Raw genomic sequence first — 24,875 nt, 5'->3', positions numbered from 1 at the left:
CCCATCGTGGAGGCGGCCGGGTCGATGCGCCCCGGGGCACGGGCCGTGCGGGTGAGAGACGCCGTGTCGGTACGCGCGTGCCGGCCGCGAGTGGACATGGCGTCACGCGAGGGTCGGCCGGGTGGCGCCCGCGCCCGTTGGCCGGCCGGCCAACGCGCGCGGGCCGGGTGAGCGCGGGACGCCCCCCACGCGCGCGCGTGCGCGTCCTGGGCTGTGTCGGCCTAGAGCGCGCCCTTCCGCGACAACTGGTTGAAGGCCAGCCATCCGGGAAGCACCGGCAGCCACAGGGTGAGCAGCCGGAACAACAGCACGGCCGGCGCGGCGACCTCCTTGGGGAGGCCGACCGCGATCAGACCGACCGTCAGGGTGGCCTCCACCGCTCCCACACCGCCCGGGGTCGGCGCCGCGGACCCCAGCGCGTTGCCCGCGAGGAAGACGACGGCGACGCTGGCGATGCTGATCGAGACGTCCTCGTTGCCGAAGGCGCGGATCGAGGCGTCCAGGCACATCACGAAGCAGCCCGTGAGAAGCAGCATGCCGCCGATGCCGGTCACCAGCTTCTGCGGCCGCTGCAGCACGTCGAGCATGCGCGGGACGACACCGGCGAAGAGCGAGCGCACGCGCGTGGCGACGAACTTGCGCAGGAACGGGATCGACGTGACCACGAGCACGAGCACCGCGACCGTCAACAGGCCCGCGATGACGGTCCGGGACGGCGACAGGGAGGGTGTCTTCTCCGTGCCGGTCAGATAGCCGAAGGCGAGCAGCATCAGGATGTGGCAGCCCAGGCCGAAGAGCTGGGACGCGCCGACACTCGCCACCGCGAGACCGGGCCGCACCCCGGCGCGCTGCAGGAAGCGTGTGTTCAGTGCCACACCGCCCACCGCGGCCGGCGCCACGATCTTGACGAACGAGCCGGCGACCTGGGCCCCGACCGTCCGCAGGAACGGCACCCGCTCCGGCACGAAGCCCAGCAGGCTCATGGCCGCCGCGACGTAGCTGAGCGCGGAGAAGAACACGGCGGCGGCGACCCAGCCCCACTCGGCGTTCTGAATGAGCGGGCCGAACTCGATGTGGGTCAGCTGGGTCAGCAGGAAGTACGCGCCGATCGCGCCGGCGATGAGACTGATCAGGGTGCGGGGCTTGACCCGTTCCAGCCGGGCCGGTTCGACCGGTGCCTGGGGCCTGATCAGCAGTACCTGGTGCCGGATCTGGGTGAGCAGGTCTTCTTCGCGGGCCTCCTCCAGGGCCTCGTCGATCGCCCGCTTCTCCGCCCGCTGCTCGGCTCGTACGGCCTTCTTGTCGGCCTTGGCGGGTTCGGCCGCCGCCTTGCTGTGCTCCTCCGCGCGGGCCTGCTTGGCCAGATGGGACGCCTCCAGCACCGCCTCGCGCTCGCGCTCGGCGCGTTCCCGGGCCAGTCTGCGCAGGGTCGCGCGCGTGGAGCGCGAGAGGGCGATGGGCTGCAGCAAGGGCAGGCAGTCGGCCACGGCGTCGGGACCGAGCACGCTCACCGCCGAGGCCACCGCGCGTTCGGCGCCCACGCGCAGGCCCAGGGTCGCCAGCAGCTGGGAGACGTCCATGCGCAGCACGAGGTCGCCCGCAGCGATCTCGCCGACGCGCAGATCGGTCAGGATCACCGTGCCGGAACGATCCACCAGAATCGCGTCCCCCACGAGCCTGCGGTGGGCGATGCGCCGCGACTGCAGGGCCTTCACCTGGTGCCAGGTGTCCGACATCAGCGCGTCGGTGACCTCGTCGTCCGCCAGGGAGTCCAGGGTGCGGCCGCCGGTGTGCTCGTAGACGAGCATCACGGCGTCCGGTCCGAGTTCGGAGGTCGCGATCAGCTTGGGCGCGTTGGCGCCGGCCGCGATGGCCGCATACGCGAGGAGCGCCTCCTGCTCCAGTGCCTGGCGCAGTGACTGCAGGCTGCGACGGGTGGTGATGCCGCGCAGCGTCAGCCGGCGCCAGACGCGGTAGAAGAACCCCTGCGCCTGTTGTTCCCGGTCGACGACGGTCACGTCCAGCGGTGGGCCGTCCTCCAGGGTCACGAAGTACCGGCGGCCGCGGTCACCGCCCTCGGCCGTCTCCGGGACCTCCTCACGCGCCGCGCTCACCGGTCTGAAGCCGACCCGTCTGAGGCCGGCCATCAGGGTCCGGCCGGTCGGGCGCACGTTCGGTGAGCCGACCGCGTAGAGCGTCCCGTAGGCGACCGTCCAGCCGATCAGCACCGTCAGGATGATCGAGAACGGTGTGGTGTAGCCGGTGACCAGCATCGAGAACGCGTCCAGCAGCAGCACGATCCACAGCACGGCCCGCCAGCGGGGTCTGCGGGACATGCCGACGGCGGTCATGTACGCGATGACCGGCGCGAGATAGCCGTGAACGGGGTCGGTGAGTGCGTGGATGTCGCCGGGTGAGGGTTGGGTGAGAGCTTCCTGGATCGAGTCCGGGGCCGCCCTGGCGACCCACAGATCGGTCGCCAGCGTCACTCCGTGCGCCAGGACCGCCGCGAGCACGCCGTCGGCGATGCGCAGCCCGTCCCGCTTGATCAGGCGTTCGATCGCGAAGGCGACCGGGACCAGCAGGATGGCGATGCTGGACCCGAGGCCGGCGAGCTTGATCAGCAGATCGGGCGCCTGGCCGGTGCCCTTGTTGATGTCCTGTTCGAGCCCCGAGGTGGTGCCGTGGGCGAACGCGGCGATCGCCAGCAGCAGGACGATGCCGAGGATGCCGACCGACAGCCGCATGAGGTCGGAAGGGCGGTGCACGCGCGCGGGGAGCAGCGGTTCGTCGCCCTCGACCTCCTCGGCGTGGGCCTCTTGTCCACCGTCCGGCGCGACCTGCCGGTCCCCGGCCTCCTGTGTCACCGGGGAGGCGGTTTCGGCCACCGCCGGGGCGGGGTCCGGGGCCTTCTTCGAGACGTTCTCGGTGCCCTCGCCGCCCCCCTCGGCGGTGTCGGGGCGCGAAGAGGCGTCAGAGGTGCCCGCCGCGTCATCGGGGTGCACGCTCTGCTGTTTCATCGTCTCTTCTTGGTCTCGTATCACCAGTCACCGCCCGCACGATGGTGGCATGCCGGGTGGGCACACAGGGGCATCAGGGTGCAATGCGGGGGCGCACAGTCTGCCCGAAGACCGCCCCCGGAGCGAGGGACGCACGCGTCGGCCACCTTGTCCCATTGTCGGTGGGGTGGGGCAGGATGGGCCGGATGAGCGAGGAGAGCCTTCCGGCGGACGCCCTGCCGGAGTACGCGGAGCGGGTCCTCGAGGTCACCGACCTGATCCCGCCGGGGCGTGTCATGACATACGGGGACGTCGCCGAATGGCTGGGAGAGGGCGGCCCGCGCCAGGTGGGCCGTGTGATGGCCCTCTACGGAGGGGCGGTCGCCTGGTGGCGCGTCGTCCGCTCCGACGGTGTCCTGCTGCCCGGGCACGAGCTGAGAGCCCTGGACCGCTACCGCGTGGAGGGCACGCCCCTGCGCGAGGCGAGCCGCGCTGCCGAGGGCCATGTGCCGCGCATCGACATCAGACGCGCGCGCTGGGACGGCGGCGGGCACGCGGAGGAGCGCAGGTGACAGCCGTCGGGGCCCGGCCGGCTCCCGTGCGCCCCTTGCTCCGTTCGGGGGAAGCGGGGGATGCCGGCGGCATGCCGTACGTTCGTGGGGCGAGGGACGCATGTGTCGCGCGAGTCGGGAGGGAACAAGAGGAAGCTCTGCTTCCGCACCACTCGTCGGCGTAGCGTCGGCTCCGCGTGTCCCCCTCATTCCGCGGCCACCGCTCTCACCGGGCGGTGGGCCGCGCACCCGTCCCCCGACCACCCCTCGGCTTCGGCGCGCCGCGCCGGCAGTGACATCTCGCACACCCACCAGGACCGGCGAACCACGTGAGCTCCTCTTTCTCCACCAGGCGCCCGTCGCACCCCGAGGTGCGACAGGGGAGTCGTGGCGCTTATCGACTGGTGCGTACCCCACCGGCCCGAAGGAACCCCCCTCCTCTGGACGCCGAGCAGCGCGCGGTGGTTGACCACGGAAGCGGCCCTCTGCTCGTCCTCGCGGGTCCAGGCACCGGCAAGACCACCACCCTCGTCGAGGCCGTCGCGGGCCGCGTCGCCCGGGGAGCCGACCCCGCGCGCGTCCTGGTCCTGACCTTCAGCCGCAAGGCCGCGGTGGAGCTGCGCGACCGGATGGCCCTGCGCATGGGCGCCGCGCGCGCCCCGCAGGCCACCACCTTCCACTCCTTCTGCTACGCCCTGATCCGCGCCCACCAGGACAGCGACCTGTTCGTCGAGCCCCTGCGGCTGCTGTCCGGCCCCGAGCAGGACGTGGCGGTGCGCGCGCTGCTCGCGGGCCAGCCCGACCTGGAGCGGCTCGGCCTGGCGCACGTGCGCTGGCCGGACGAGCTGCGTGCCTGCCTGACCACGCGCGGGTTCGCCGACGAGGTCCGTGCGGTCCTCGCCCGGAGCCGCGAACTGGGCCTGGCCCCCGAGGACCTGCGGGCCTTCGCCACGCGCATCGGCCGACCGGACTGGATCGCGGCCTCCGCCTTCCTCGCCGAGTACCTCGACGTCCTCGACCTGCAAGGAGTGCTCGACTACGCGGAACTGGTCCACCGTGCCGTGCTCCTCGCCGGCCGCCCCGGCGTCGCCGAGCGGCTGGCCGCCCGGTACGACGCGGTCTACGTCGACGAGTACCAGGACACCGACCCCGCCCAGGTACGCCTCCTGAGGGCCCTCGCGGGCGGCGGCCGCACCCTGGTGGCGTTCGGCGACCCCGACCAGTCGATCTACACCTTCCGGGGCGCCGACGTGAACGGCATCCTGGAGTTCCCCTCGGCCTTCCCGCGCGTGGACGGCCGCCCGGCCCCGGTCGTGGTCCTCAGGCACTCCCGCCGCTCGGGCGCGGAGCTGCTGACCGCCACCCGGCTCCTCACCCAGCGGATGCCGCTCACCCGTCTCCCGGCCGAGAAGGTACGGGCCCACCGCGAGCTCCGGCCCGTACGGGACGGGGGGCGCGTCGAGGTCTACACGTACCCGACCCCGGGCACCGAGCTGGACAACATCGCGGACGTGCTGCGGCGGGCCCACCTGGAGGACGGCGTCCCCTGGAGCGAGATGGCCGTTCTGGTGCGCGCCGGCGCCCGCACGATCCCCTCGATGCGCCGCGCCCTCACCGCCGCGGGCGTGCCCCTGGAGATCGACGGCGACGATCTGCCCCTGCGCCACGAACCCGCCGTCCAGCCCCTGCTGACGGCCCTGCGGGCGGTCGCGCGGGCGGAGCTGGAGACGGCGGACGCGGCGGCCCCGGCCGAGGAGCCCGACGGTCCGGTCCCCGACGGTCCGGTCGAGGAGCCCCACGGCCCGTCCGAGGAGCCCCACGGCCCGTCCGGCGAACCCCGCGAGCCGTCAGGGGACCCGTCCGGGGAACCCCACGACCCGTCCGCGGATCCGTCCGGCCAACCTCACGACCGGGGCGGCGACCCGTCCGCCGAGCCCGGCCCGCCGCGGACCTCCTGGCTGGACACCGAGACCGCGCTCACCCTTCTCGCCTCCCCTCTCGCCGGCATGGACACCGCCGACCTGCGACGCCTCGGCCGGGCGCTGCGCGAGGAGGAGCGGGCCGGCGGGAACCCCGTCCCACCCCCCTCGGACGAACTGCTGACACGCGCGCTGGCGGAACCGGAGCGACTGGTGGCACACGATCCGGTGTACGCGCGGGGGGCGCAACGCCTGGGCGCACTGCTGCGGAAGGCCCGTGAGCGCCTCGCGGGCGGCGGGACCACCGAGGAGGCGCTGTGGGAGCTGTGGGACGGTACGCCGTGGCCCCGGCGCCTGGAGCGGGCCGCGCGGCGCGGCGGTGCGGCCGGGCGCAACGCGGACCGGGACCTCGACGCCGTGTGCGCGCTGTTCGCCACGGCGGCGCGCGCGGAGGAGCGCACCGGCGGGCTCGGCGCCCTCAACTTCCTGGCCGAGATCGAGGCCGAGGACATCGCCGCCGACACCCTCACCGGACGGGCCGTGCGCCCCGACGCCGTACGCCTGATGACCGCGCACCGCTCCAAGGGCCTCCAGTGGCGTCTGGTCGTCGTCGCGGGTGTCCAGGAGGGCCTGTGGCCGGACCTGCGGCGTCGTGGCTCGCTCCTGGAGGCCGACCGCATCGGCAGGGACGGTCTCGCCGAACCGCTCACCCCGGGCGCGCTGCTCGCCGAGGAACGCCGGCTGTTCTACGTGGCCGCCACGCGCGCGCGGGAACGCCTCGTCGTCACCGCGGTGAAGGCGCCGGCCGACGACGGCGACCAGCCCTCCCGCTTCCTCGCCGAACTCGGCGTCGAGCCCAGGGACGTCACCGGGCGCCCCCGTCGCCCGCTGTCCGTCGCCTCCCTCGTCGCCGAACTGCGCGCCACCACGGTGGACCCGCGCGTGTCGGAGCCCCTGCGCGAGGCCGCGGCCCTGCGCCTGGCGCGGCTGGCCGCGCTCAGCGACGAGGACGGCCGCCCGCTGGTGCCCTCGGCCCACCCGTACCGCTGGTGGGGAATGTTCGAGCCCACCGAGAGCAAGGTGCCGCTCAGGAACCGTGACCAGCCCGTCGTGCTGTCCGGCAGCGCCCTCGACCAGCTCGCCAACACCTGTGCCCTGCAGTGGTTCCTGGGCCGCGAGGTGAAGGCGGACGCGCCCGCGACCGCCGCCCAGGGCTTCGGCAACGTCGTCCACGTCCTCGCCGACGAGGTCGCCTCCGGCCGGACCCCCGCCGACCTCGACGTCCTCATGGAGCGCCTCGACTCCGTGTGGAACGCGCTCGCCTTCGACGCGCCCTGGAAGTCGGAGCAGGAGAAGCAGCACGCGCGCGTGGCGCTCGAACGTTTCCTGAAGTGGCACGTCATGGACCGCACGGGCCGCACCCCGGTGGCCAGCGAGCACGACTTCGACGTCACCCTGGAAGCGGGCGACTACGAGGTGCGCATCCGCGGCTCCATGGACCGGGTCGAGACCGACACCGAGGGCCGTGCCTACGTCGTCGACTTCAAGACGGGCAAACAGGCCGTGAGTTCGGGCGAGGTCACCCGCCACCCCCAGCTCGCCGTGTACCAGCTCGCGGTCCGCGAGGGAGCCGTCGACGAGCCCTTCGGCGGCGTACGGCCCGAAGCGGGCGGCGCCGAACTCGTCCAGCTGCGGCAGGGCGCCGCCAGGAAGAACGGCGGCGAGACCGTCCCGAAGGTGCAGGCCCAGGAACCCCTGCAGGGCGAGTGGGTGGGCGATCTGCTGGCCACGGCCGCGGGCAAGGTCCTGGACGAACGTTTCTCGCCCACCGCGGGACAACACTGTGCACACTGCGCTTTCCGGGCGTCGTGCAGTGCCCGCGCGGAGGGCCGGCACGTGGTGGAGTGAGGCCGCCCGCGGGACGGCCCGGCAACCGTTGTCAGTGGCCCCCGCTAGCCTCTCTGGAATGTCCGCCCGTATCAGCGACCCCGAGCAGCTCAAGGAGCTCCTCGGCATCCCGTTCACCCCGGAACAGACGGCCTGCATCATCGCGCCGCCCGCCCCGCAGGTGATCGTGGCCGGAGCCGGGTCGGGCAAGACGACGGTGATGGCCGCGCGCGTGGTGTGGCTGGTCGGCACCGGACAGGTCGCGCCCGAACAGGTGCTCGGTCTGACGTTCACCAACAAGGCGGCGGGCGAACTCGCCGAGCGCGTGCGCAAGGCCCTGGTCAGGGCGGGCATCACCGACCCGGACGTGATCGACCCCGACCACCCGCCGGGCGAGCCGGTCATCTCCACGTACCACGCCTTCGCGGGCCGCCTGCTGACCGACCACGGCCTGCGCATCGGTCTGGAACCCACCTCCCGGCTCCTCGCCGACGCCACCCGCTATCAGCTCGCCGCCCGCGTCCTGCGGGAGTCGCCGGGCCCGTACCCGGCACTGACCCGCTCCTTCCCGGACCTGGTCGGCGACCTGCTGACCCTCGACGCCGAACTCGCCGAACACCTCGTACGGCCCGAGGACCTGACCGCCCACGACATCGAACTGCTGCGCGAACTCGAAGGCGTCGCGCTGACCAACGCGGACCTCCGCAAGGTCCCCGAGGCTGCCGCGGCCCGACGCGAACTCACCGAGCTGGTGGTCCGCTACCGCGCGGCCAAGCGCGAGCGGGACCTCCTCGACTTCGGCGACCAGATCGCCCTGTCCGCCCGCCTCGCCGGGCTCCCCGAAGTGGGCCGCGTCCTGCGGGACGAGTTCCGGGTGGTCCTGCTCGACGAGTACCAGGACACCTCGGTCGCCCAACGCGTCCTGCTGGCCGGACTGTTCGGCGGCGGCACCGGCCATCCCGTGACCGCGGTCGGCGACCCCTGCCAGGCCATCTACGGCTGGCGCGGCGCCTCCGTCGCCAACCTCGACGACTTTCCCGACCACTTCGCCCACCCCGACGGCCGGCGCGCCACCCGCCAGGCACTCAGTGAGAACCGCCGCAGCGGTGGCCGTCTGCTCGACCTCGCCAACGGCCTCGCGGAGCCCCTGCGGGCCATGCACGCGGGCGTGGAGGCACTGAGGCCCGCCCGCGGCGCCGAACGCGACGGCGTGGTCCGCTGTGCCCTGCTGAACACGCACGCCGAGGAACTGGACTGGCTCGCCGATTCGATCGCCCACCTCGTGCGCACCGGCAAGGAACCCGGCGAGATCGCGGTCCTGTGCCGTACCGCCGGTGACTTCGCCGAGATCCAGGGCGCGCTCGTCGCCCGTGACGTCCCGGTCGAGGTCGTCGGACTCTCCGGACTGCTCCACCTCCCCGAGGTCGCCGACCTCGTCGCCGTCTGCGAGGTCCTCCAGGACCCCGGCGCCAACGCCTCCCTCGTCCGCCTCCTGACCGGCCCCCGCTGGCGGATCGGCCCGCGTGACCTCGCCCTCCTCGGCCGCCGGGCCAGGCGGCTCGTCTCCCACGCGCGCGTGGACGGCGACCAGGACCCCGACCGCCGGCTCGCCGCGGCCGTCGAGGGGGTCGACCCGTCCGAGGTGGTCTCGCTGGCGGACGCCCTGGACACGTTCCTGGAACTCCCGCTCGAAGCCGAGCGGGAGGACGACGGGTTGCCGTTCTCGCCGGACGCGCGCGTGCGGTTCGCCCGGCTCGCGACCGAACTGCGCGACCTGCGCCGCTCGCTCGCCGACCCGCTCATGGACGTCCTCCACCGGGTGCTCGCCGTCACCGGCCTGGAAGTGGAGCTCTCCGCGTCCCCGCACGCGCTCGCCGCCCGCCGCCGCGAGACCCTGTCGAACTTCCTGGACATCGCCGCCTCCTTCGCCGCCAACAGCGCCGGCGAGGCCACCCTCCTCGCCTTCCTCGGCTTCCTGCGCACGGCCGCCCAGTACGAGAAGGGCCTCGACAACGCGCTGCCCGGCGGCGAGAACACCGTCAAGGTGCTCACCGCCCACCGGTCCAAGGGCCTGGAGTGGGACGTCGTCGCCGTCCCCGGCCTGGTCACCGGCACCTTCCCCAGCACACAGGGCCGCGAGAAGTGGACGGCACAGGGGAAGGTCCTGCCGCACACGCTGCGCGGCGACGCCGACACCCTTCCCGACGTCGGCGCCTGGGACTCGCGCGGGCTGAAGGCCTTCCAGGAGGCCATGAAGGACCACCAGCACACCGAGGAACTCCGCCTCGGCTACGTCACCTTCACCCGGCCCCGCTCCCTGCTCCTCGGCTCGGGGCACTGGTGGGGCCCGTCCCAGAAGCGCCCGCGCGGACCGTCCGACTTCCTCACCGCCCTCCACGACCACTGCGCCGCCGGGTACGGCGAGATCGAGGCATGGGCCGACGAACCCGGGGAGGGCGCCGAGAACCCGGCCCTGCACCGGTCGGCGGCCGACCACGCCTGGCCCCTCCCGCTCGACGACACGGCCCTGCTGCGCCGCCGCGCCGCCGCCGCGACCGTACTGGCCCACCTGGAGAGGGCCGCGTCCCACGAGGGCACGGACCCGGCCGACCACGCCTCGGGGCACCCCTTCTCCGACCACCCCTCGTCCGACCATCCGGACTGGCCGCCTCCGTCGGACGACGAGGAGCCCTTCTACGAGGACATCCACCCGGACGACGTGCCCCACGAGGACGACGTCCCACCGGCGGACGCCTTCGGGGACCCCGGCGAGGACACCGGCGACTGGGACTCCTGGTCGTCGGACCGGCCCCCACATGTCGTGCACGCGCGCGAGGACCCCCCGGAACAGGACGCGCGACCGCCGGCCGTGCCGCACGCCCGCAGGCACCCCGCGGCCTCCGGCCTCAGCCCCGAGGAGGCCCGCACCGTCGCCTCGTGGGACCGCGACCTGGACGCCCTCGCCGGAGAACTCCTGCGGGCCCGCGCCAAGGTCACCGACGTACCCCTGCCCGCGTCGCTGACGGCGGCGCAGCTGATGCGGCTGGCCGCCGATCCGGACGGCTTCGCACAGGAGCTCGCGCGCCCCATGCCGCGCCCCCCGCAGCCCGCGGCGCGTCGCGGCACCCGCTTCCACGCCTGGGTCGAGGCCCGCTTCGAGGAGCTGCGGCTGCCCATGCTGGAGCCCGGGGAGCTGCCCGGCAGCGAGGCGGAGATCGCCGACGAACGGGATCTGGAGGCACTCAAGGAGGCATTCGAACGCACCCCCTACGCCCACCGCACGCCGTATCGCGTGGAGGAGCCCTTCCAGCTGGGGATCGCCGGACGCGTCGTACGCGGCCGCATCGACGCCGTGTACCGCCTGGGCGACGGCGACGGGGGGAGCGACGGTGACGGGACGACGTACGAGATCGTCGACTGGAAGACCAGCCGCACCCGTAACGCCGACCCGCTCCAGCTCGCCGTCTACCGGCTCGCCTGGGCCGAACAGCAGGGCGTGCCCCTGGAATCCGTCAAGGCGACCTTCCTGTACGTCCGCACGGGCGACGTCGTACGGCCCGAGAACCTGCCCGACCGGGACGCCCTGGAACGGCTGCTCCTGGAGGATGCCGGCGCCGACGCGGTGACGGCTCCCGGCGCACACCGGCCGCGACCGGCCGCGTACCGAACCGGGGCGGTCGCCGACGAACCGCCGGACGAGCACATCGGTGCGGGCCGATAGGCTCGTGAGCATGAGCCAGTCCGTTGACAGCGACGTCAGCGACGTCACCGTCGTCCGTACGTACATCCAGGACCACCGTGCCGCCTTCCTCGACGACCTCGTGGAGTGGCTGCGCATCCCGTCGGTGTCGGCGCAGCCGGAGCACGCGCCGGACGTACGCCGCAGCGCCGACTGGCTGGCCGCCAAACTCCGGGAGACCGGCTTCCCCACGGCCGAGGTCTGGGAGACGCCGGGCGCCCCCGCCGTCTTCGCTGAATGGCCCGCCGAGGACGAGGGTGCCCCCACCGTCCTGGTCTACGGACACCACGACGTGCAGCCCGCCGCCCTCGCCGACGGCTGGGACACCGAGCCGTTCGAACCGGTGATCCGCGGCAACCGCCTGCACGCGCGCGGAGCCGCCGACGACAAGGGCCAGGTGTTCTTCCACACACTCGGTGTCCGCGCCCATCTTGCCGCCACCGGCCGGACCGCCCCCGCCGTCCACCTGAAGATGCTGATCGAGGGCGAGGAGGAATCGGGCTCCCCGCACTTCCGCGCGCTCGTCGAGGAACACGTCGAGCGGCTCGCCGCCGACGCGGTCGTCGTCTCCGACACCGGCATGTGGGCCGAGGACACCCCCACCGTCTGCACCGGCATGCGCGGCCTCGCCGAGTGCGAGATCCGGCTGTACGGCCCCGACCAGGACATCCACTCCGGCTCCTTCGGCGGCGCCGTACCGAACCCGGCCACCGAGATCGCCCGCCTCGTCGCCGCCCTGCACGACGAGCACGCGCGCGTGGCGATCCCCGGCTTCTACGACGGCATCACCGAACTCACCGACCGCGAGCGCGAACTCTTCGCCGAACTGCCCTTCGACGAGGAGCGTTGGCTGCGCACGGCCCGGTCCACGGCAGCGCACGGCGAAAGCGGGCACACCACCCTGGAACGCGTCTGGGCCCGTCCGACCGCGGAGGTCAACGGCATCGGAGGCGGCTACCAGGGCGCGGGCAGCAAGACGGTCATCCCCTCCTCCGCCATGGTGAAGCTGTCCTTCCGCCTGGTCGCCGGACAGGACCCGGACCACATCCGCAAGGCCGTCGCCGCCTGGGCCGCCGAGCGCGTTCCCGCCGGGATCCGCCACGAGATCACCTTCAGCGGTTCCACCCGGCCCTGCCTGACGCCGCTGGACCACCCGGCCCTGCGCTCACTGGTACGGGCCATGGGCCGCGCGTTCGAGCAGCCGGTCCGCTACACGCGCGAGGGCGGCTCCGGCCCCGCCGCGGACCTCCAGGAGGTCCTCGACGCACCCGTGCTCTTCCTGGGCATCTCCGTCCCCTCCGACGGCTGGCACGCCCCCAACGAGAAGGTCGAACTGGATCTGCTCCTCAAAGGCGTCGAGACCAGCGCGTACCTCTGGGGCGAGCTGGCCCGGAGCCCCCGCGAGGGACACTGAAGAAGGCTCCGCACACCCGAGCCCGCCCGCCGCACCGCCCGTCCGTCCGCACCGCCCGCCCCATCAACCGTTCCACCGGGGGAGTTGGAAGCACCCGTGACCACCTGGACCGACCACACCGCAGACCGCCCCATCGCGCTCACCGCCCCCAGCGGCATCGACCGGGCCGCCCACCACCGGCTCGACGAGGCCTGGCTCGCGGCGGCGTGGAGCCACCCCACCACCCGCTGCTTCGTGGTCTCCGGCGGCCAGGTCCTCATCGACGAGACCCCGGACGGCATCACCGAACTCGTCATGACGCCCTCGTTCGAGGCGCCGCTCACCGAGGCACACCGCTACTTCCTGGGCACCGACACCGACGGTGTGAGCTATTTCGCACTCCAGAAGGACGCGCTCCCCGGCCGCATGGACCAGTCCGCGCGCCCGGCGGGCCTGCGCGAGGCAGGCATGCTGCTGTCGCCGCGTGACACGGGTCTCATGGCCCACGCGGTCGGCCTGGAGAACTGGCAGCGCACCCACCGCTTCTGCTCCCGCTGCGGCGAGCGCACGGTCATCGCGGCGGCCGGCCACATCCGCCGCTGCCAGGCCTGCGGCGCCGAGCACTACCCGCGCACCGACCCCGCGGTGATCATGGCGGTCACGGACGACGACGACCGCATCCTCCTGGGCCGCCAGGTCCACTGGCCCGAGGGACGCTTCTCCACCCTCGCGGGCTTCGTGGAGCCCGGCGAGTCGATCGAACAGTCCGTGCGGCGTGAGGTCCACGAGGAGGTCGGCGTCACCGTCGGCCAGGTCGAGTACGTCGCCAGTCAGCCCTGGCCCTTCCCCTCCAGCCTCATGCTGGGCTTCATGGCCCGTGCCACCTCGACCACCGTGGACGTCGACGGCGACGAGATCCACGAGGCCCGCTGGTTCTCCAGGGAAGAGCTGCGGGCCGCGTTCGAGTCCGGGGAGGTCCTGCCTCCCTACGGCATCTCGATCGCGGCCCGACTGATCGAACTCTGGTACGGCAAGCCCCTGCCGACGCGAAGCCACATCGGCTAGAGCCCGCCCGCGGTCACGCGCCGATCTTCTGCTTGACCTGCGCCAGCGAGGGGTTCGTGAGCGTGGAGCCGTCCGGGAAGAGGACGGTGGGGACCGTCTGGTTCCCGCCGTTCGCCTTCTCCACGAAGGCGGCGGACTCCGGGTCCTGCTCGATGTTGATCTCGTTGTACGTGATGCCCTCCCGCTCCATCTGGCTCTTCAGCCGACGGCAGTAGCCGCACCACGTGGTGCTGTACATCGTCACAGTGCCCGCCATGTCCCTGGCGCTCCTTCACGGTCTGAGGGGTGCTGGTCGCAGTGAGTGGAACGTACGCGACGGGCCCGCCATTCCCCTATACGGGTGGCGTCCGGCACCGCTGCCCTCCCACCGGCCGCGCCGGGCGCAGAGGGCGCTCCGGACGCACCGCGCGCTTCGGGCGCGCCCGAACACAGGGGCGCTTGCCGCATTAGTACGACTGCGAGGGCACGCCTGTGGACAACTCGCTCGGCCGTCTCCGGGGACCTGGCAGCATGGCCGTGTGACAGCAGCAACGCACTCCACCCTCTTCCCGCGGGTCCCCGACTCGGCCGACGCGGTGCTCGAAGGGCTCGACCCCGAGCAACGCGCGGTGGCGACGGCCCTGCACGGCCCGGTGTGCGTGCTGGCGGGCGCTGGTACGGGCAAGACCCGGGCGATCACCCACCGGATCGCCTACGGCGTGCGAGCCGGGATGCTCCAGCCCGCCAGTGTGCTGGCCGTCACCTTCACCAACCGCGCCGCCGGCGAGATGCGCGGCCGCCTCCGCCAGCTCGGTGCCGCCGGAGTCCAGGCCCGGACGTTCCACTCGGCCGCGCTGCGCCAGCTCCAGTACTTCTGGCCGAAGGCCGTCGGCGGTGCCATGCCGCGCATTGTCGACCGCAAGATCCAGCTCGTCGCGGACGCGGCCGCCGCCTGCCGCATCCGTCTCGATCGCAATGAACTCCGCGACGCCGCAGCGGAGATCGAGTGGTCCAAGGTCACCCGGACCGTGCCCTCCGACTACGCCGCCGCGACCGCCAAGCACGGCCGCGAGGCCCCCCGGGACCCGGCGGAGATCGCCCAGATCTACGCGGTGTACGAGGAGCTGAAGCGCGAGCGGGTCGTCATCGACTTCGAGGACGTCCTCCTGCTCACGGTCGGTATCCTCCAGGACCGCCAGGACATCGCCGAGCAGGTCCGCTCCCAGTACCAGCACTTCGTGGTCGACGAGTATCAGGACGTCAGCCCCCTCCAGCAGCGTCTCCTGGAGCTGTGGCTCGGCGACCGGGACGACCTGTGCGTCGTGGGCGACGCCAGCCAGACGATCTACTCGTTCACAGGAGCAACTCCCGACCATCTGCTCGACTTCCGCCACCGTCACCCCGGGGCCACCGTCGTCAAGCTGGTTCGCGACTACCGCTCCACGCCGCAGGTCGTCCACCTCGCCAACGGTCTGCTGTCCCAGGCCCGCGGCCGCGCCGCCGACCATCGCCTCGAACTGATCTCGCAGCGCGCACCGGGCCCGGAGCCCCGCTACACCGAATACACGGACGAGCCCGCCGAGGCCGAGGGCGCCGCCCGCCGCATCCGGGATCTCGTCGCCGCCGGTGTGCCCGCCGGCGAGATCGCCATCCTGTTCCGGACCAACTCCCAGTCCGAGACCTATGAGCAGGCCCTCGCGGACGCCGGGGTGCCCTACCAGCTGCGCGGAGCGGAACGCTTCTTCGACCGCCCCGAGGTACGCAAGGCGGGTGCCGCGCTGAGAGCCGCCGCCCGCTTCGGCGGCAACGACACCCTGCTCGAGGACGCCGTCGACCTTCCCTCGCAGGTGCGGGCCGTGCTGTCCGGCGAGGGGTGGACCGGTGAACCCCCCGCGGGGTCCGGCGCGGTCAGGGAACGCTGGGAGTCGCTGGCGGCCCTGGTGAACCTGGCCCACGACTTCGCCGCGGCCAGACCCGACGCGACACTCGGCGACCTCGTCGCGGAACTTGACGAACGCGCGAACGCCCAGCACGCCCCGACCGTCCAGGGCGTCACCCTCGCCTCCCTGCACTCCGCGAAAGGGCTGGAGTGGGACGTCGTCTTTCTGGTGGGTGTCGCCGAGGGCATGATGCCGATCACCTACGCGAGAACGGACGAACAGATCGAGGAGGAGAGGCGACTCCTCTACGTGGGGGTCACCCGGGCGCGCGAGCAACTGTCGGTCTCCTGGGCCCTGTCCCGGGCGCCCGGTGGCCGTCCCGGCCGCCGTCCCAGCCGCTTCCTCGACGGACTGCGCCCCGGCTCCACCGCCCGGGCGGGCCGGACCGGTGCCGGGGGCACCGGTGGCGTCGAACGGGGCTCGGCGGGCGGCCGTACGGGTCAGGGCACGGCCGGCGGCACCGAGGCGGTCGCCCGCCGCACCAGCCGGACGCCCGCCCGCTGCCGTGTCTGCGGGCGCACCCTGCGGGACGCCGGGGACATGAAGCTGATGCGCTGCGAGGACTGCCCCTCCGACATGGACGAGGGCCTCTACGAGCGACTGCGCGAGTGGCGCGCGGTCCAGGCGCAGCGCAGCGGCCAACCGGACTTCTGTGTCTTCACCGACAGAACCCTGATGGCGATCGCGGAAGCGGGGCCGAGCACTCCGGTTGAGCTCGGCCGCATCCCCGGTGTGCGCACCCGAAAGCTGCAGCGCTACGGGGCCGATGTTCTCGACATCTGCGCAGGTCGGGAGCCTGGGTGCGAGGACCGGAACGACTGATGCGAACTCGTCGAAAAAATAGTTTGCGCATGCCCCGGGAATCCCCATAGGTTCTTAGGCACGAGAGCAGCGGCCTTCTCGGAGGCCCCGGTTTCGTGGTGTACTTCATATCCGTCGGATTGGCTCGCGCCGGTCCCCATAGACGCCGAGAGGAGGCGAGTCCAGTGATCAGCATCAACACCAGCTTCACCAGCACGGTCAAAATGACCGATCGCTCGGCCGTCTCCCTGTGCATGCTCGGCGTCTCGAACCTGGGTACCGGTCTGTCCGCCATCACTGGCGACCGTCCGGCTCCCTCCGTGTCTCTGGCGGGTCTCCCCGTCCGTGAGCGCAATGAGCGACCGACCAAGGCACTGGAAGCAGCAGTAGAGGCACAGGCCCAGGCCTATGTCTTCGCGGCGGCCGGTGCCGGATTCCGGAAGCAGACGACGCAGCACCACCTGATGTGGGCCTTCCGTGGGCCTGAACCCTGGAGTGATCCAGCCTGATCGACGATCAGGCCGGCGCCTTCAGGGCCGCGGAACCCCATCCGGGATCCGCGGCCCTTCTGTTTGTCCCCGACCGGGGACTACAGAGCGAAGGGGCCTCGGGACAAGAAAAGAACCCGGTACCAGCCGCCACCGGCCAACAGGCCGGAACGACCAGACGAGGAAGACGAACCGTGCAACTCGAAGCGCACGCCCCGTCCGTACCGCCTTCCGAAACGATCCCCCCGCCCGGCCTCACGGAGGACTCCACCTTGACCCCCCTCACCGCGCTCACCGCGCTCGACGACGCCATCGAGAACCTCGGCGTACCCGTCCCCTGCCGCTCCTACGACCCGGAGGTCTTCTTCGCCGAGTCGCCGGCCGACGTCGAGTACGCCAAATCCCTCTGCCGCACCTGCCCGCTGATGGAGGCCTGCCTCGCCGGCGCCAAGGAGCGGCGTGAGCCCTGGGGCGTCTGGGGTGGCGAGCTCTTCGTCCAGGGCGTCGTCGTGGCCCGCAAGCGGCCCCGTGGCCGCCCGCGCAAGAACCCGGTCACAGCATGAACATCACCGGAACCATCGACCGCCCCCTCACGCACGATCCCAAGAAGCAGGCCCCGATGAAGCCGTCCACGAGCGAGCCCGCCGGCTCCGCGACCTCACACTTCACCACCACCGGCGCGAACACCTCGCGTCAGAACAGGACCCGACAGATGCATCTCATGCCAGAAGCCCTGGCTCGTGCGCATATGCACGAGCGCCTGCACCAGGCCGAGCAGGAGCGCCGGGCCATGCGCCTGGCGGTCGCCCGCCGGATGCAGCGCCGGGCCGAGCGCGCGTCGATGCGTGCCCGCCGTGCGCTCGCCATGGCGGTCATGCAGTAGCGGCCGCACGGCAACCGGCATAGCCGGCCCGGCCGGGCACAGCAGAACCACCGACAGCAGTGACTCCCCGCGGGGGCCGGTCCGAACGGGCCGGCCCCCGCGGTGCGTGGTGACCACGGATCCGCGGAGCGCGGGGCTATCGTCGCCGAGTGACGAGTCTTTCCGGAGACAGCGACAACAGCGGCTCGACCGCAGAACCCCACAGCCTCGTGTGCGCCCGCTGCGGCATCACCGCCGTAGCCCCTCAGCCCCTGTGGATCTGTTCCGTGGAGCACGGCCGACGGCACTACTTCTGCGAGAACTGCACCCGGGAGAACCTGCGGGCCATCGAGGGACGACTGGACTCGGCCTGGTGGTGAACCCTGGTCCGATTCCCGTGCCTTTCCTCGGGCCGGGATCGCGCGGGCGGCCGACCAGGCCGCCGCGCGAACCGCTCACGCCTCCGCGGCCGACTCGTCCTCCTCCTCGTCGGTCAGGAAACCGGGCAGCCACTCCTCCAGTTCGTCGCGCATGCGGACCGTCGCGCCGAGTTGGCACAGGACACCGATGGTGCTCAGCGTCACCCGGTGGATGAGGAGGTAGGACGGGGGCAGGTTCAGCTGCTTGCCCAGCTGATGCGCGGGGGAGCGGGGGTCGGCGATGCGGGCGGCCTGACTGCGCATCCAGCCGCGGGCGAAGGAGAACTCGTCGGCGCGGACCGGTTCGATGATCGGGTGCAGATAGTCGAGGACCGCGTCCGGATCCAGGTCTATCGACTCCTTGACGAATCCCTCCGCGCGGAGCATCTCGTAGACGGCTTCCGCCTCGCCCTCGATCGTCAGCCGAAGGGCCGCGCCGATCGTGGCCGGCAGGCCGCCCGGCAGCCGGTCCACCGTGCCGAAGTCCAGGACGCCGAGGCGCCAGCCGAGCTTCTCGTCCGGCAGGAGACGGAAGTTGCCCGGATGCGGGTCGGCGTGCAGGAGCCCGGTGCGGGCCGGACCGGAGAACAGGAAGCGGGTCAGCAGCTGGCCCGCCCGGTCACGCTGCTCCTGAGTGCCGTCGGTGATCACCTCGGACAGGGGGGTGCCCTCCATCCATTCGGTCACCAGCACCTGCTCGCACTGGTGCACCACGGCCGGGACCACGACGTCCGGGTCGTCCGCGAACTCCTCCGCGTGCGCCTGCTGGGCCTGGGCCTCCAGGCCGTAGTCGAGTTCCTCGGAGACCCGGTCCCGCAGCTCCGCGATGAGCGGTTTGATGTCCATCCCGGGGATCAGCGGGCCCAGCAGGCGTGCGAACCGGCTGAGCTGGCCGAGGTCGGAGAGCAGGGCCTCGCCCGCGCCCGGGTACTGCACCTTCACCGCGACCGCGCGGCCGTCGTGCCAGACCGCGCGGTGGACCTGGCCGATCGAGGCCGCGGCGGCCGGCTTCTCCTCGAACTCCAGGAACAGCTTCTGCCAGTCCTCCCCCATGCGTTCCTCCAGTACGGAGTGCACCGTACGGGTCGGCATCGGGGGAGCTGCGTCCTGGAGTTTCGTCAGAGCCGCGCGGTAGGGGCCCGCGACCTCCTCGGGGAGCGCCGACTCGAACACGGACAGGGCCTGCCCGAACTTCATCGCACCGCCCTTCAGCTCGCCCAGGACCTTGAACAGCTGCTCCGCCGTGCGCTGCTGGAGTTCGCGGCCCACGAGCTCCGCCGACTCACCGACGATCCGCTTGCCGAGTCCCCAGGTGGCCCGGCCGGCGATGCCGAGCGGAAGCGCGGCGAGCTTGGCGGTCCGGGTGACCGCCTTGCGGGGAAGATCAGACATGCGCCCTCCAAGTCCCAGCAGGCCGTGCCGCGTGTGCCTTGCGGGACAACCTCGTTGACCGCTGTTGCTCCGCCATTGTCGCGCGCGCCTCCCCCTCCTTCGGGGTGTGTTCCCCGTTACCTTTCGCACTGTCGCCGTTCTCGGCGGCCGAGCAGGAGCACGCGGCGTGCGGCCACACCGGGCGCGGGTGCCAGTCGAAGCCCGGTGCGGAGACCTCCCAGCGGGCTCCCGCGCTGGACGGCAGCTGCCCGTCGAGGAACGCGAGCGCATGCCCCGCGGCCAGTCCCGCGACGGTCGTGGCCAGCGTGACATCACAGGCTTCGAGCTGATGGGGGCGGCCGGAGCGCCACTGCGCGACCAGCCGCGGCCAGGTCTCGTCGCGGTCGGCACGGCTCTGGTCGAGGCAGCCCGCACATCCCGTCTCGCCGGGCAGGACCAGCGGGCCGACCACGCCGGTCCCCTCCACCACGCCGGCATAGAGATGCGGTGTGCCCGAGGTGATGAGCGGTTCGGCGGCCGACGGCTTCGGAGCGTGGACGTCGACACCGGCACGCGGGGCGAGCACCACCAGGGAGAAGCCCGGCTCGTCGCGCAGACGGTCCATCGGCGTGTCCTCGGCCGGGTGCGCGTGCTGCCGGGCCCCGCGGCGGCGACGGGGCGGGCGATCGGGTGCCGCGTGGCGGGCGGCGCGGCGCGCGGCCATGTCGCGGCGCTCACCGATCGACTCGGCCGGCAGGCCACCGGGCGTCACGTCCCACGGCTCGACCCGGCCGACATCGCGAACGTCCACCTCGCCGACGCCGGCGGCCGCGAGCAGGGAGGCGAGTGCCGCGCCCACCCTGCCCGCACCCCGTACCTGCACTCTCAGTGACCGGCGTGCCGCCAGGCGTTTCAAGGAGTCACCCGGTTCGGACGCGATCAGCGAGAGCGCGGCGGAGTCGGGACGCAGCCGCTCCATGACCTCGCGTTTGCCGCGCAACTCGTCCGCCGCCGGACCGCCGCCCGTCGCGTCGTCCAGCAGGCCGGACCGGGTGAGCCGGTCCACCAGCCCGTCCACATGGCCGTCCGGCAACCCCATCCGGCGTCCCTCTTCGCGCAGGAGCGGCAGCCCGCGTGTCCCGTCCAGCAGGGAGAGAAAACTGCCGGTCGCCGTGTCCATCGGGCCCAGCACCATGGCGTGTGCCGGTGCCAGACCGAACTGCACGGTGTTGAGGTCCCGCCAGCCGCGCCGGAGCGCGGGCTTCACCATCGGATGCATCTCGGCCCCCGTCAGCTCTGAATCGGTCGCTGGGTGCCGGCGGTGCGAGCGCACGGTTCGCCGGCGAGTGCCAGCATGCACGGACCGCGACGATGCCTGCCGAAAGTTGTCCACAGGCAACGCCATCCGTAGTACAAATCCGGCGCTCGGAGGGCGGATCGATATCGAACCCTTCCGGAGGCGGGACTTCCCCCGTGTGCAGCGGGTAACGTCGGGACGTGCCCGCCGACCCACTGCACCGCGCCGGAAAGCCACAGCGCAGCACGACGAGCCAGCCGCCGAGCGGCTCACGAGCGAGCGCGATCGAGGTCCGCAGGAGCGCGCGACGGCGTAGAACCGTCTCCGCGTACCGCGAGGGCGATCGCACCGTCGTGCTCATCCCCGCCCGGATGTCCGAGGCCGAGGAGCAACGCTGGGTGACCGTCATGCTCGACAAGCTGGCGGCGCAGGAAAGCAAACGGCGTCTCGGGGACACCGAACTGACGGAGCGCGCCGAGCGGCTCTCGGACCAGTTCTTCGGTGGTCGCGCCCGCCCCGCCTCCGTGCGGTGGGTCACCAACCAGAACACCCGCTGGGGCTCCTGCACCCCCGCCGAGGGCAGCATCCGTCTGTCGCACCGGCTGCAGGGGATGCCCGAGTACGTCGTCGACTACGTCCTTCTCCATGAACTCGCACACCTGCTCGTACCGGGGCACGGTCCCCGTTTCTGGCAGCTGCTGGAGGAGTATCCGCGCACCGAGCGGGCGCGTGGCTACCTCGAAGGGGTGGTCGCCGCCGACCGGCTGCCGCACCTGCCGCTCGCCCCGGACGAGTGACATCGTTCCCCGGCCGCTCGCCGGAACGCGGTTCGGCCCGTGCTCCGCGGGCGCGCGGCGGCCCGGAGGAGAGCATCACGGAAGGGACGCCCCGCATGTGTGTGCGTTTGTGGGAGCCGTGACCGAAGTCGCGCTTTTGTACCGTCTCTGTACCAGCCTCGTACGCTTCACGACTTTGCGGTTAGCCTGACGCGACGCACTCGCAGGCGCACGCACTTTCGGGATGGGGGACGGTCGTAACGCATGGCCAGGGAATTCCAACGCGGCCACAAGGCCAAGATCAGTGACCTCACCGCGGGTACGGATCTGTACGTAGGCGTACAGATCTCCGGCCCCGGGCTGACCTTCGACATCAGCTGCTTCGGTCTCGACGCCGACGAACGGCTGTCGGACGACCGCTACTTCGTCTTCTTCAACCAGCCGAAGTCCCCCGAGGAGTCGATCCAGCTCCTGGGTGCGCAGTCCGGTGACACGGAGTCCTTCCGCGTCACTCTGGACAGGATCCCGCCCCAGATCCAGAAGCTGTCCTTCACGGCGACCATCGACGGCAACGGCCAGATGTCGCAGATCGCCCCCGGGTACGTCCGTATCGTCGCGGGCGGCGAGGAGGTGGCCCGGTACCCGTTCGACGGCTCGGAGTTCTCCACCGAGCGTGCCGTGATGCTGGGCGACTTCTACCTGAAGGACGTGTGGCGGTTCGCGGCCGTCGGACAGGGTTTCGACGGCGGCCTCGACGCGCTGCTGAAGAACTTCGGCGGCGAGGTCGCCGAGGAGGAGCCGGCCGCCGCACCGCAGCCGCCGCAGTCCGGTGCCGCCCCCGGCTTCGCCCCACCCGCGTTCGGCGCCCCCGCCGCTCCGGCGGCTCCGGCCCCGGTGCCCCCGCAGGGATACGCGCCCCCCGCGCCCTCCCCCTCCGTGCACGCCGCGCCGACCATCGCCGCGCCCCTGCACATGCCGCCCGCCAGCACGGTCCCGCCCCCGGCACCGCCGGCCCCGCAGGGTGGCCCGTTCACCCCGCCCGGCGCGCCGCCCCAGGGAGGTCCCTTCACTCCTCCGGGTGCGCCGCCCCAGGGCGGCCCCTTCACGCCCCCCGGCGCCGCCCCGCAGGGCGGACCGTTCACGCCCCCCGGCGCTCCCGGCGCCTTCCCGGGGCAGGCCCAGCCCTTCGGCGGTGGCACGCAGCTCGCGCCGGTGCCGCCGGAGGCGGGACTGAGGGCCGTTCTGACGAAGTACTCCGAGGCACCCGTCGGGGACCGCTGGACCGAGCAGAATCCGCAACTGGTGCGGACGACGCTCACCAAGGGCGCCAACATCCTCGCCAAGCAGGGCAGCATGGTCGCCTACCAGGGCGACATCGACTTCGCCCACAAGGGTTCCGGCCTGCTCGGCAAGCTGACGGGCCAGCTGACCGGCCAGGGCATGTCCCTGATGCGCTGTTCCGGAGACGGTGAGGTGTTCCTCGCGGACGAGGGCAGCCACCTCTTCGTCATCCGCCTGGAGAACGAGCAGCTCTACACCAGCGCGCCGGGCGTCCTCGCCTTCGACGAGGCCCTGGACACGGAGGTCCGCCGGATCGAGGGCGCGGGCCTGCCGGGCGGCGGCCTGTTCAGCATGCTCTTCTCCGGCACTGGCGCGGTCGTCGTCAAGACGCGCGGCGTCCCCGTCGTCCTGCCCGTCGGCCCGGCCACCTACGTCGACGGCAACGCCGTCATCGCCTGGTCCGCGGGAGCGCAGGCCGTCACCACCACCTCGCTCAGGCTGCGCCGCTCCGGGTACGCCCGGCAGACCCAGGAGGCCGTCAACCTCCAGTTCCGCGGCGCGCCCGGCAACTTCGTCGTCGTCCAGCCCTTCGAGGTGTGAGGCAGAGCATGGACCTCCAGACACTCAACGCCCACCGCTCCGCCGCCACCGGCGTCCGTATGAGCGTGCACAGCTCCAAGACGCTCAAGGTCACCATGGTCACCGGCCAGGACCTCCTGGCCAAGGCCGGCTCGATGATCGCGTACGACGGCTACGTACAGTTCGACGGCCCGCCCGCCACCCTGCGGCGCAGCGCGGAGGAGATGGTCAGCGGCGAGGGCGGCAAGCTCATGCTCTGCCGCGGCGACGGGGACCTGTACCTCGCCGACTACGGCGGCGACGTCCTCATCCTCCACCTGAACAACGAGGCCCTGTCCGTCAACGGCCCCACGCTCCTGGCCTGCGACGCCTCGCTCCAGCTCACCATCGAGCCGGTCAAGGGCCTCGCCAAGCTCTCCGGCTCGGGCCTGACCAACCTCGTGATCCGCGGCACCGGTTGGGTCGCCCTGGTCAGCCGGGGCGTGCCGATCTCCCTCGACTGCGCCGAACGGGAGACGTACGTCGACCCGGACGCGCTGATCGCCTGGACCGACGGCCTCGACATGAAGGCCCGCCGCACCATCAAGGCCAGTGCGCTGATCGGCCGGGGCAGCGGCGAAGCCTTCCAGATCGGTTTCAAGGGACGAGGCTTCGTGGTCGTCCAGCCCAGTGAGGACACCGGCGACCGTTTCAAGATCCGTGGCTGACCGGGGCCGAGAGGAGAACAGCACACCATGCACAGCACGCTCTTCGCGCACATCCCGGTGAACCACACCGAGCGCTACACACTGCAGAACCCGCAGCTGCTCAAGACCGACATCACCATCGGCAGCAGCCCGGTCCTGGCCCGCCAGGGCGCCATGGTCGCCTTCGAGGGGCAGGTCGACTTCGACAGCCAGTACCGCAACCGCAGCTGGCGCAACGCCGAGCGGATGACCGGTGAGCGCCTCGAACTCATGCGCTGCAAGGGCAACGGGGTCGTGTACCTCGCCAACTTCGCGCAGTACCTGCACATCATGGAGGTCGGCGGCGGCATCACCGTCGACTCCTCCGCCGTCCTCGCCTTCGACGGCTCCCTGAACGTTGGCATCGTCGCCGTGGACAGCGCCGTCGAGGTGGCCTCGGCCGGGGCGTACAACCTGGAGCTGTCCGGTGGCGGCAAGGTCGTCCTGATGACCTCGGGGGCGCCGCTCGCCCTGGAAGTGACGCCCGAGAAGAACATCTGCGTCGACTCGGACGCCGTCATCGCCTGGTCCACCTCGCTGCGGACCCAGCTCCAGGCGCCGACCTCGACGTCCGCCGTTTGGCGCCGCAGGGGCTCCACCGGGGAGGGCTGGGAGATGCACTTCGGCGGCCACGGGCACGTCCTGGTGCAGCCGAGCGAGCTGCTGCCGCCGCAGCATCTGCGCACGTCCGGGGTGCTCGGGCAGTTCGGCATGGGCGGCGGCGGTCTGAGCGGCAACTCCCTCGGGGGCAGCCGCAACTGACGACGGCACGCGCGTCGGCACACGGGTAAGGGGCGTCCGCCT

Annotated in this window: 18 protein-coding genes; 14 read left to right on the top strand and 4 right to left on the bottom strand. The window is 72.3% G+C overall.

The features are described 5' to 3' along the window. Positions 1-221: 221 nt before the first annotated feature. Complete coding sequence (locus tag SCAB_RS14625; RefSeq protein ID WP_013000853.1) at positions 222-3,020, bottom strand: lysylphosphatidylglycerol synthase transmembrane domain-containing protein; 2,799 nt, start codon at positions 3,018-3,020, stop codon at positions 222-224. A gap of 185 nt (positions 3,021-3,205) precedes the next feature. Here SCAB_RS14625 and SCAB_RS14620 point away from each other — a divergent pair, with 185 nt between their 5' ends. The 5 genes from SCAB_RS14620 to nudC all read left to right on the top strand — a co-directional run bounded on the left by SCAB_RS14620 (position 3,206) and on the right by nudC (position 13,553). Continuing rightward, positions 3,206-3,571 carry an MGMT family protein gene (locus tag SCAB_RS14620; RefSeq protein ID WP_037728478.1) on the top strand — a complete coding sequence of 122 codons (366 nt, stop codon included), beginning with the start codon at positions 3,206-3,208 and terminating at the stop codon, positions 3,569-3,571. A 308-nt stretch (positions 3,572-3,879) separates the two neighbouring features. Further along, positions 3,880-7,377: an ATP-dependent helicase gene (locus tag SCAB_RS14615; protein ID WP_086022861.1), complete on the top strand. Its 3,498-nt coding sequence runs from the start codon at positions 3,880-3,882 to the stop codon at positions 7,375-7,377. A 58-nt stretch (positions 7,378-7,435) separates the two neighbouring features. Next, on the top strand, positions 7,436-11,077 hold the full coding sequence (locus tag SCAB_RS14610; protein ID WP_041669210.1) for a UvrD-helicase domain-containing protein: 3,642 nt from the start codon (positions 7,436-7,438) through the stop codon (positions 11,075-11,077). A gap of 10 nt (positions 11,078-11,087) precedes the next feature. Continuing rightward, positions 11,088-12,509, top strand: a complete 1,422-nt coding sequence (locus SCAB_RS14605) for a dipeptidase (RefSeq protein WP_037728484.1) — start codon at positions 11,088-11,090, stop codon at positions 12,507-12,509. 96 nt (positions 12,510-12,605) lie between these two features. Continuing rightward, positions 12,606-13,553 (top strand): NAD(+) diphosphatase, encoded by a 948-nt coding sequence (gene nudC / locus SCAB_RS14600; protein ID WP_013000848.1) that lies wholly within the window; start codon positions 12,606-12,608, stop codon positions 13,551-13,553. Between the two features lie 13 nt (positions 13,554-13,566). Here the strand turns inward: nudC and SCAB_RS14595 are convergent, their stop codons facing one another. After that, on the bottom strand, positions 13,567-13,809 hold the full coding sequence (locus SCAB_RS14595; protein ID WP_037728487.1) for a mycoredoxin: 243 nt from the start codon (positions 13,807-13,809) through the stop codon (positions 13,567-13,569). A gap of 262 nt (positions 13,810-14,071) precedes the next feature. Between SCAB_RS14595 and SCAB_RS14590 the strand changes: the two genes are divergently transcribed. The 5 genes from SCAB_RS14590 to SCAB_RS14570 all read left to right on the top strand — a co-directional run bounded on the left by SCAB_RS14590 (position 14,072) and on the right by SCAB_RS14570 (position 18,003). Continuing rightward, the gene (locus tag SCAB_RS14590; protein WP_013000846.1) at positions 14,072-16,294 is read left to right on the top strand and encodes an ATP-dependent DNA helicase UvrD2; all 2,223 of its coding nucleotides are present in this window, start codon (positions 14,072-14,074) and stop codon (positions 16,292-16,294) included. A 164-nt stretch (positions 16,295-16,458) separates the two neighbouring features. Beyond that, entirely contained in the window at positions 16,459-16,782 is a 324-nt protein-coding gene (locus tag SCAB_RS14585; protein WP_013000845.1) for a hypothetical protein, read from the top strand. 173 nt (positions 16,783-16,955) lie between these two features. Continuing rightward, entirely contained in the window at positions 16,956-17,324 is a 369-nt protein-coding gene (locus SCAB_RS14580) for a WhiB family transcriptional regulator (RefSeq protein ID WP_005480495.1), read from the top strand. Beyond that, positions 17,321-17,644 (top strand): hypothetical protein, encoded by a 324-nt coding sequence (locus SCAB_RS14575; protein ID WP_037728489.1) that lies wholly within the window; start codon positions 17,321-17,323, stop codon positions 17,642-17,644. The genes SCAB_RS14580 and SCAB_RS14575 overlap by 4 nt, the downstream gene beginning before the upstream one ends. A 149-nt stretch (positions 17,645-17,793) precedes the next feature. After that, positions 17,794-18,003 (top strand): hypothetical protein, encoded by a 210-nt coding sequence (locus tag SCAB_RS14570; protein ID WP_037728491.1) that lies wholly within the window; start codon positions 17,794-17,796, stop codon positions 18,001-18,003. A gap of 75 nt (positions 18,004-18,078) precedes the next feature. On the opposite strand, the gene SCAB_RS14565 is transcribed toward SCAB_RS14570, so the two are convergent. After that, a complete protein-coding gene (locus SCAB_RS14565) occupies positions 18,079-19,434 on the bottom strand; it encodes an ABC1 kinase family protein (RefSeq protein ID WP_013000842.1) in 1,356 nt (451 codons plus the stop codon). Beyond that, positions 19,427-20,692, bottom strand: coding sequence for a TOMM precursor leader peptide-binding protein (locus SCAB_RS14560; protein WP_013000841.1), 1,266 nt, complete (start codon positions 20,690-20,692; stop codon positions 19,427-19,429). The genes SCAB_RS14565 and SCAB_RS14560 overlap by 8 nt, the downstream gene beginning before the upstream one ends. Before the next feature lie 218 nt (positions 20,693-20,910). Between SCAB_RS14560 and SCAB_RS14555 the strand changes: the two genes are divergently transcribed. From SCAB_RS14555 to SCAB_RS14540, 4 genes are all read left to right on the top strand, one after another. Beyond that, positions 20,911-21,507, top strand: a complete 597-nt coding sequence (locus SCAB_RS14555; RefSeq protein ID WP_013000840.1) for a M48 metallopeptidase family protein — start codon at positions 20,911-20,913, stop codon at positions 21,505-21,507. A gap of 243 nt (positions 21,508-21,750) precedes the next feature. Beyond that, positions 21,751-23,367 carry a TerD family protein gene (locus tag SCAB_RS14550; protein ID WP_013000839.1) on the top strand — a complete coding sequence of 539 codons (1,617 nt, stop codon included), beginning with the start codon at positions 21,751-21,753 and terminating at the stop codon, positions 23,365-23,367. An 8-nt stretch (positions 23,368-23,375) separates the two neighbouring features. Continuing rightward, on the top strand, positions 23,376-24,053 hold the full coding sequence (locus SCAB_RS14545; protein ID WP_013000838.1) for an AIM24 family protein: 678 nt from the start codon (positions 23,376-23,378) through the stop codon (positions 24,051-24,053). 27 nt (positions 24,054-24,080) lie between these two features. After that, on the top strand, positions 24,081-24,833 hold the full coding sequence (locus tag SCAB_RS14540) for an AIM24 family protein (protein WP_013000837.1): 753 nt from the start codon (positions 24,081-24,083) through the stop codon (positions 24,831-24,833). Positions 24,834-24,875 lie beyond the last annotated feature (42 nt).

This window comes from Streptomyces scabiei 87.22, assembly GCF_000091305.1.
GTDB classification, from domain to species: domain Bacteria; phylum Actinomycetota; class Actinomycetes; order Streptomycetales; family Streptomycetaceae; genus Streptomyces; species Streptomyces scabiei.
Note: the sequence above shows the minus strand (reverse complement) of the source record. Positions and strands in the feature narration are given on the sequence as shown.

Bases quoted from the DNA above. Each gene is read 5' to 3' on its own strand.
- SCAB_RS14565 (WP_013000842.1), bottom strand. From the start codon at position 19,434: ATGTCTGATCTTCCCCGCAAGGCGGTCACCCGGACCGCCAAGCTCGCC.
- SCAB_RS14610 (WP_041669210.1), top strand. From the start codon at position 7,436: ATGTCCGCCCGTATCAGCGACCCCGAGCAGCTCAAGGAGCTCCTCGGC.
- SCAB_RS14540 (WP_013000837.1), top strand. From the start codon at position 24,081: ATGCACAGCACGCTCTTCGCGCACATCCCGGTGAACCACACCGAGCGC.
- SCAB_RS14620 (WP_037728478.1), top strand. From the start codon at position 3,206: ATGAGCGAGGAGAGCCTTCCGGCGGACGCCCTGCCGGAGTACGCGGAG.
- SCAB_RS14545 (WP_013000838.1), top strand. From the start codon at position 23,376: ATGGACCTCCAGACACTCAACGCCCACCGCTCCGCCGCCACCGGCGTC.
- SCAB_RS14575 (WP_037728489.1), top strand. From the start codon at position 17,321: ATGAACATCACCGGAACCATCGACCGCCCCCTCACGCACGATCCCAAG.
- SCAB_RS14625 (WP_013000853.1), bottom strand. From the start codon at position 3,020: ATGAAACAGCAGAGCGTGCACCCCGATGACGCGGCGGGCACCTCTGAC.
- SCAB_RS14605 (WP_037728484.1), top strand. From the start codon at position 11,088: ATGAGCCAGTCCGTTGACAGCGACGTCAGCGACGTCACCGTCGTCCGT.
- SCAB_RS14560 (WP_013000841.1), bottom strand. From the start codon at position 20,692: ATGCATCCGATGGTGAAGCCCGCGCTCCGGCGCGGCTGGCGGGACCTC.
- SCAB_RS14595 (WP_037728487.1), bottom strand. From the start codon at position 13,809: ATGGCGGGCACTGTGACGATGTACAGCACCACGTGGTGCGGCTACTGC.
- SCAB_RS14550 (WP_013000839.1), top strand. From the start codon at position 21,751: ATGGCCAGGGAATTCCAACGCGGCCACAAGGCCAAGATCAGTGACCTC.